Origin of the sequence: Williamsia sp. 1138, assembly GCF_002095435.2 — a bacterium.
In the GTDB taxonomy this organism is placed as follows: domain Bacteria; phylum Actinomycetota; class Actinomycetes; order Mycobacteriales; family Mycobacteriaceae; genus Williamsia.
The window spans coordinates 1-6,449 of record NZ_MJEJ02000046.1 but is presented as its reverse complement, the minus strand read 5'-3'; the positions used below and the strand labels follow the sequence as shown (position 1 = coordinate 6,449).

The following is a 6,449-nucleotide window of genomic DNA, read 5'->3' as shown; positions in this document are numbered from 1 at the left end:
GCTTACCCCACGTTCCAGTCACGCTCGAGATGAGAGTCCCCTATGCGTACAGGGTAGCCACATCCTCACAACGGGGAGTGCGTGGATCTTGCGAAAAGATCAAGGCCCCTAGTTGGACATCGACGTGGTGCTGCGTTGGCGGATCCGGTACCTGATCAAGCCGAAACCCACGTCGATCGCGTAGAACTTGAGTTTGATGGCGAGGTTGGCCAAGCGCCCACGGTGGAGTGAACGGTCCAGTGCCCTGTAGAGGGGGGAGTCGGTCTGGCTCCTGGCTGCCAGTGCACGCATGTTCTCTTCGGCCATCAGTTCCCCGCCGGACCCGCCGGCGCGGAGATACATCGACTGCACCGCCCTGGGCGAGATTTTCGACGGCAGGGTGGCGCAGCGGTCGGAGGCGCGCACAATATGCAAACCGATCATGGTTCTGACGCATTTTTCACACTTGCCGCAGTTGTACATGCCCGACAAGTTTGACCAGCACACACGCAAGTGCTTCATCGCAACGTCGGAAGACTTCAGGTACTCGAGTTTCTCCACTCTGCTTGCTTCGACACCGTCGTGGATCAGGCTGACTTCGTCGCTCGACCACAGAGGATCCAGATCAGGATGCGTCCCCAATGGCTTCAACCGCGACTTGTCGTCGGATGCCGGTATGTAAACGGCTTTGAGGTGCGGAGAGAGTAACAGGCCCACATGCGCCAAGAACGCCCCATGAGCTTGATCTTGCCAGTGTGGACCGAACTTTGCGTGGAGTACACGGACATTTGATTTGACTTCGATAAGTTCTTTGCCGAGGGCACTTGCAATCATGCGGATGTGTCCGACAGTCTCATGCCACAGCGGCTCATTGGTCAGCGATATATCCAGGCCGTGGATCACGATGAAGTGGGTTATCGAGTCGAGGTGCTTGAGCGCCGTGTAGAAGGAGTCCACCCCGCCGGAGAAGAAGCAGCCGACTCCACGCCCCGGGGCCCCCTCGGCAACCTTGGTGTCAGTGGTCTTGACTTCTGAGTTGTGCAGCCGATCGGGGTACCACTCCAAGAGTTTCTCTTGTGCTGCAAGGCTTCCGGCGTACGCGGCTGAGTCAACGGGCTGGTTGAAACTCAGCGCGTGGCCTTGCGTCATCGCCGTTACGGTCAGGGGTGGCAACCACGGCGTTGCACTCGGATCGTTCGGGATGCTCGTCTCGGTCCACGCCACGAACTGTCCTCCGTCGATGTTCACGGTCGCGGTGCTGCGGTAGTTACCTGGCGCGACGATCGCCTCGATCAGTTGATTGCTTTCGAGGCTCTGTTCGATGGACATTAAAGCTCACTTCGCGTCGATGCTCTGACCTGCTAATTCTTATAGAAGCAGCGTTGGGGTGGAGGCGGATGTTCTGAATGTAACGCATCTCAAGCCACTTATGAAGCGAGTTGCCATGCTTTCGAGTGAAGTTCACTCCTGTAGGCTTGGAATTCGTCAGCCACCACTTTATACGTCCGCGTATCGGTGCTGGTCCTGGGGTCGTCATTGCTCCGTGGTCTTGATTGTTTAGTGCAATTTGTTCCGCTGGTTATTCTGTTTCGATGTCGATGGACCACAGGTGCGTTTATATCCGTGAATGTCGGCGGCGTCGGTGTTGCCGAGCAGGGACGACTCACCTTTCGCGTGATTCGACCAGCTGAAATGCCCGGGTTGGTCAATTGTCGAGGGGTCGCGAGATGGCTATCGAAGTACAGGTCAATCCTGTCGACGAAAACACAGTGGAAGACCGGATCGTCCTCGACGGCAGGGGTTCCCGGATACGCACGACGGCGCCTTCGCCTGGACTCGACGGCAACCCCCTGCCTGCCGCGGAGTACGGTACTCCGCGACCATCGGCGATGCCCTAGCGTTTGACGGCGTTGTAGACCCTGGTGCCCTGGCCGGGGCCGAGGAGGCCGCGGATCTGCTGAGATCCTGGTACCCGGACATGGTTGCTGTGAATGTCGCCGCTGTGCGACATGCGGTCCCTAGTCCGGCGCACGGTGAGGGTGACCGCGGCATGGGTTGCTTCTTCAGCGGTGGGCTGGATGCGTTCTACACCGTGCTCAAGAAGCGCGAAGATCACCCATCTGATTCTTGTGCACGGCGTCGACATCAGCCCGACCCGTAGGCGACCTTACGAGCGAATTTCGTCGGTCGAGCGAACGGTGGCGACCGAGCTCTCTCGACATCGTGCACGACGGGACCGAAGTCAACAGGGTGGCCAAGGCGCAGGAAGTCAAGCACAGCGATCTGGCAATGCGTTATCTATATGTATGCGGTCTGGCCGCCGATGACGAATACAACTCGTGCGAACTGCGAGAAGTGTATTCGGACGATGATCAACCTTTACGCCGTCGACGCATTAGAGCGGTGCGAGACTCTGCCCGACGAGGTGTCGGCCGAGCGAATCCACCGGACCTATGTACGCGAAGCGGCCTACCCGTATGTCGAGGAGAATTTACGCGCGTTGCGGACCCGCGGCGGCATGCGCGACCGCAAGCTCGAGGATGCGCTCGAGAACGTGCTCTCACGCAATGCACTGCAGCATAGGCTACTCAAGTACCGCTGGCTGGTGCTGGACGTCGGGCCGCGGCTACCGCGATCGCTGTTGAGGTTGGGCAAGTTTCATCTTCAGGGCCGTTGGAACGGTTGAGCCGAACACTCAGGTGCACCGGCCGGGAGAAGATTCTTGGTACGCCGGGTCCAGTGCTTTCTTTGTGAGCCAGATTGCCCGAGGATGACTGGTTACTTGCATGTGGTCGACGTGTGCCGACTCGCAGCCGTCCTGGATCCAGATATTCTGTATGTCCGAACCCTGCGCGGGCTCGAGGAATGAGTGTTCAGGCGGTGTCACCATCAAGTCGTCTTTCGTGCCGACCGCAACGTATTTGATTCCAGGGAGGGTGTCGGGTCCGGCGTTGAGTTGTTTCAGGAAAGGCGACCCTGTCATCTGTTCCACGTACGACGGGCCGACTGTCGCGGCTGCGAGCCCGATCACCGGTATTCCCAGCATCTCGGCAATTGCACCCAGCTGTTGGTTCAGATTGAAACTGGTGCCCTGGTTTGTCCCGGCGAGGCTGACGAGCGTGTGCACTGTGTTGTTCGAGGGGGCGCCGGGGTCTGAACCGCCGCCGGACTTCAAGTATTCGCGCGCAACGAGTGCACCCTGCGAATGCCCGATGAGGTCCACCTGCCCGGCACCGGTCGAGTTCCGGACTCGGTCGACGAATTGTGCCAGCGTCGAGGCAGAGTCTTCGATCGTGTCCCCGCCGACCATGTCCAGCAGATTCTGGCCACTTCCCGGCTTCTTGGATCCGTAATTCAGTGCGAAGACGCAGTAGCCTTCTTCCTTGAGTGCGGGAGCCATCGTGTTCCAGGTCTTGGCCATGTCGGCCCATGTTCCGTGGACGAGGACCACCGGGCGAGGATGCTGTGTACCAGGAGTGCACGTCCAGTCGTTCGCGCCCAGAGGTGTTTCGTCGACCGGCGGTGCGGCAAGGGTGCCACCGGCAAGAACTGACGATGCTGCCAAACACAGGACAACGAGCAATCCCAGTGAAGCAATTCTTCGTCTGGCTCTGGTCAGCAAGCGGACCTCCCTGTCGTCTATCGGTCTCTCCGACCAGTCGACGGTACCCAACCTCGGCCGATAAGCAGATTCCGGCGCAGTAGCGATCGGATGAAGAGCTGGTGTCTCCTCTGAACCTCTGGGTCTCGTTCCATGGAGTGCGGATGGTTAAGATGCTTGAATCTCAAAGCAGAACTGACTGTGACGATCACTTATTTGTGATCCGTTATTTACCTCGGCTAACGCCCTGACCTGCAGTGATGCAGGTCATAAGAATTCTTATGGTTTTCCTGCAGACAGGGCCTGTGAAGGTGCTGTACACATAGCACCAATAAAGAACAGCGCAATCGAGCGTTGAGCAGACACCGAAGGTAGATCACCGTGAGCGATACGATCCCGGCGCCAGGGCGCCCCGCCCCATCCGCTCTTCCCGCGGTCGCGGTGATCGAGATGGTGGCCGCCGCGCGCCCCGCTCGGGTCGCGGCGGAGTACGGCGATGACTTCGTCACGTATGGGCGTCTGCACGCGACGATCCAGGCGTATCGAACGGTGATGGACGCGAACGGCATGGACGCGAACGCGGCCGTCTTCGCCGCAGTGTTGAGCACTCTGCCGAGCCTGGCCGACCAGACCCCGGGCCGCGTCGCCGATCGCGTCGCGGACATCCTGCGTGAGATCACCGGGGATACCGGGTGGGACCAGACGGAGCCGAGCAGGCAGGTCGGCTGACCGGCGGACCAAGGATTACTCGCCGAACTGCGCGAGGATCCCCGAGTATCGCTTGGGCGGTGGGGGCGCGAGTTCGCCCGATGATGCGGGCGTCACCTGCATCGTGACGAGCGATTGCAACAACAGCGTGCCGGCGGCCACCCCGTCGATGACGGGGATGCCGATCTTCTGACCGATGAGATGTGCGAGCTCCGCCATTCCGGCGCACCCGAGCACGATGGCGTCTGAGCCGTCTTCTTCGGCGGCCGTCCGGCAGGCCTCGATCAGGATCGCTGCGGTGTCCGGATTGGTTTCCAGCTCGAGGACCGGGATCTCGCAGGCGTGAACGCCGCGGCACCGCTTGGCCATCCCGTAGCGATCGACCAACTCCTCGGCGCGACCGATCGTGCGGCCCAAAGTGGTCACCACAGAGAATCCGCGTCCGAGCAGGGACGCGGTGTGCATCGCCGCCTCGGCTATCCCGATCACCGGGACGGTAGCGATTTCGCGAGCGGCATCCAACCCCGGGTCGCCGAAGCACGCCACGAGATGGCCGTCGGCGGGGTTTTCGCTGCGCTGGCTCCTGATGATCGCCTCGAGTAGCCCCGGGACCGCCAGTGCCTCGTCGTAGTGGGATTCGATGGATGCCGGACCCATCGTCGGGGTGACGCCGACGATGTCGGTTCCCGGCGCCGCAACCGACCGCGCGGCAGCGGCGATCTGGTCGGTCATCGCGACGGTGGTGTTCGGGTTGATCACGCTTAGTAGCACGCGTCCATCCTTCCATCGGTACCGAAAATGGGGCCTTCTGGCGAGGAAAACCGCAGGTCGCGGTCGCCAGAAGTTGCTCCTATGTCAAGCGGCGGCTTGTTCGGTCGGTGCGGGGTGCGTGTGGGCGTCGGTGGTGAGTCGTTGGTAGACGGTGCGGATGAGTCGTCGTCGCAGGCACCGTAGGGCTGAAGTTTTGGTGTCGTTGGCGGCGAGGCGGTTGCGGTAGTAGGTGTAGCCGTCGGAGTCTTCGAGGCGGATTTGGGTCAGGGCGATGCGGTGCAGTGCGGTATTGAGCTGTCGGTTGCCGTGTCGGGGTAGTCGCACGCGGCCGGCGCTGTTGCCGGACCAGACGGGGATGGGTGCTGTGCCGGCGTAGCTGGCGTAGGCGTCGGCGGAGCGGAAGCGGGAGATGCCGGCGGTTTCGCCGACGATTTTGCCGGCGGTCAGTTCGGCACAGCCGGGCAACTCGAGCAAGGTCGGCACCAGTTGGCGTACTCGCTTGCCGATCTCGGTGGCGAGCTTGTTGATCCGGGCTGTCAGCGAGATGATGTCGTCGAGTTCCGCGCGGGCGATGTCGGCGAGGAGGCTGGTGTGGTTCGCGAGATGGGTGGCGAGTATTTTTTGGTGCTTGTTCATGCTCAGCGACCGGGGTTTGGGAGCGTAGGCGGGATTGATCTCATGGACCCGCCACAGCAGTCGGTTGATTGACGCAGTGCGTTGGGCGACAGCGACTTCCCGGTAGTCGACGAGGAGCCGTAACTCGCGGGATTGGGGGTCGGCGCCAGCGGCGGGCAGGTCCGGTTCGCGTAGTACCGCTCGCGCCACGGCCAGGGCGTCGATGGGATCTGACTTGCCGCGGGTGCGAGCGCTGGAGCGGGCTTGGGCCATCAACTTGGTGGGTACGCGCACCGCGGTCTGGCCGGCGCCGAGCAGGTCGCGCTCGAGGCGGGTCGACATCTGCCGGCAGTCCTCGATACCCCACACCAGATCGCCACCGAACTCGGTGAGTGCCCAGTTGATCGCTGTGTGGTGCCCTTCGGTGGTGGCCGCAGAGGTGAGGTGGCCTAGCTTCTTGCCGACGGAATCGACGGCGACGAATGTGTGAGTGGACTTGTGTACATCGACTCCAACAACAACCATGGTGGTTGCCTCCTGATTCAGAAACAGGGACAGGGACGGTTGGGCCGGCCGGTGGGCAATCCTCAGTTGGGGGCGGTGCCACGCTCCTATCAAGCCACATCGGTCGGTCCATCACACCTGGTGTTGGCACAACTTTTGGAGACCAGACCTCACCCTTTGATGGTGATGCCGGTAGGCCCATCAAGAGCCAAACACCAGGTGATCAGGACCCAACCACCGCCAGAGCGGCAACACAAGAGTCACACTGAGG

General features: G+C 61.4%; 8 protein-coding genes. 3 read left to right on the top strand and 5 right to left on the bottom strand.

Annotated features, from left to right (window positions below):
* Window positions 1–108: 108 nt before the first annotated feature.
* Window positions 109–1,308: a hypothetical protein gene (locus tag BH683_RS16375; RefSeq protein ID WP_246833421.1), complete on the bottom strand. Its 1,200-nt coding sequence runs from the start codon at window positions 1,306–1,308 to the stop codon at window positions 109–111.
* A gap of 398 nt (window positions 1,309–1,706) precedes the next feature.
* Between BH683_RS16375 and BH683_RS28705 the strand changes: the two genes are divergently transcribed.
* A complete protein-coding gene (locus BH683_RS28705; protein WP_168187058.1) occupies window positions 1,707–1,877 on the top strand; it encodes a hypothetical protein in 171 nt (56 codons plus the stop codon).
* Here the strand turns inward: BH683_RS28705 and BH683_RS16370 are convergent.
* Complete coding sequence (locus tag BH683_RS16370) at window positions 1,874–2,095, bottom strand: hypothetical protein (RefSeq protein ID WP_084837344.1); 222 nt, start codon at window positions 2,093–2,095, stop codon at window positions 1,874–1,876. The genes BH683_RS28705 and BH683_RS16370 overlap by 4 nt on opposite strands.
* Before the next feature lie 252 nt (window positions 2,096–2,347).
* Here BH683_RS16370 and BH683_RS16365 point away from each other — a divergent pair, with 252 nt between their 5' ends.
* Window positions 2,348–2,665 (top strand): hypothetical protein, encoded by a 318-nt coding sequence (locus BH683_RS16365; RefSeq protein WP_084837343.1) that lies wholly within the window; start codon window positions 2,348–2,350, stop codon window positions 2,663–2,665.
* A gap of 9 nt (window positions 2,666–2,674) precedes the next feature.
* On the opposite strand, the gene BH683_RS16360 is transcribed toward BH683_RS16365, so the two are convergent.
* Window positions 2,675–3,430, bottom strand: coding sequence for an alpha/beta fold hydrolase (locus BH683_RS16360; RefSeq protein ID WP_246833420.1), 756 nt, complete (start codon window positions 3,428–3,430; stop codon window positions 2,675–2,677).
* A gap of 531 nt (window positions 3,431–3,961) precedes the next feature.
* Here BH683_RS16360 and BH683_RS16355 point away from each other — a divergent pair.
* A complete protein-coding gene (locus tag BH683_RS16355; protein ID WP_084837342.1) occupies window positions 3,962–4,309 on the top strand; it encodes a hypothetical protein in 348 nt (115 codons plus the stop codon).
* 15 nt (window positions 4,310–4,324) lie between these two features.
* Here the strand turns inward: BH683_RS16355 and BH683_RS16350 are convergent, their stop codons facing one another.
* On the bottom strand, window positions 4,325–5,059 hold the full coding sequence (locus tag BH683_RS16350) for an aspartate/glutamate racemase family protein (protein WP_084837341.1): 735 nt from the start codon (window positions 5,057–5,059) through the stop codon (window positions 4,325–4,327).
* Window positions 5,060–5,143: 84 nt separating this feature from the next.
* Window positions 5,144–6,199 carry an IS110 family transposase gene (locus tag BH683_RS16345; protein ID WP_084834247.1) on the bottom strand — a complete coding sequence of 352 codons (1,056 nt, stop codon included), beginning with the start codon at window positions 6,197–6,199 and terminating at the stop codon, window positions 5,144–5,146.
* Window positions 6,200–6,449: the final 250 nt, after the last annotated feature.

What these genes read in the sequence shown, in the direction of transcription:
- BH683_RS16365 (WP_084837343.1), top strand. Translation starts at nt 2,348, where the DNA reads ATGATCAACCTTTACGCCGTCGACGCATTAGAGCGGTGCGAGACTCTG.
- BH683_RS28705 (WP_168187058.1), top strand. Translation starts at nt 1,707, where the DNA reads ATGGCTATCGAAGTACAGGTCAATCCTGTCGACGAAAACACAGTGGAA.
- BH683_RS16345 (WP_084834247.1), bottom strand. Translation starts at nt 6,199, where the DNA reads ATGGTTGTTGTTGGAGTCGATGTACACAAGTCCACTCACACATTCGTC.
- BH683_RS16375 (WP_246833421.1), bottom strand. Translation starts at nt 1,308, where the DNA reads ATGTCCATCGAACAGAGCCTCGAAAGCAATCAACTGATCGAGGCGATC.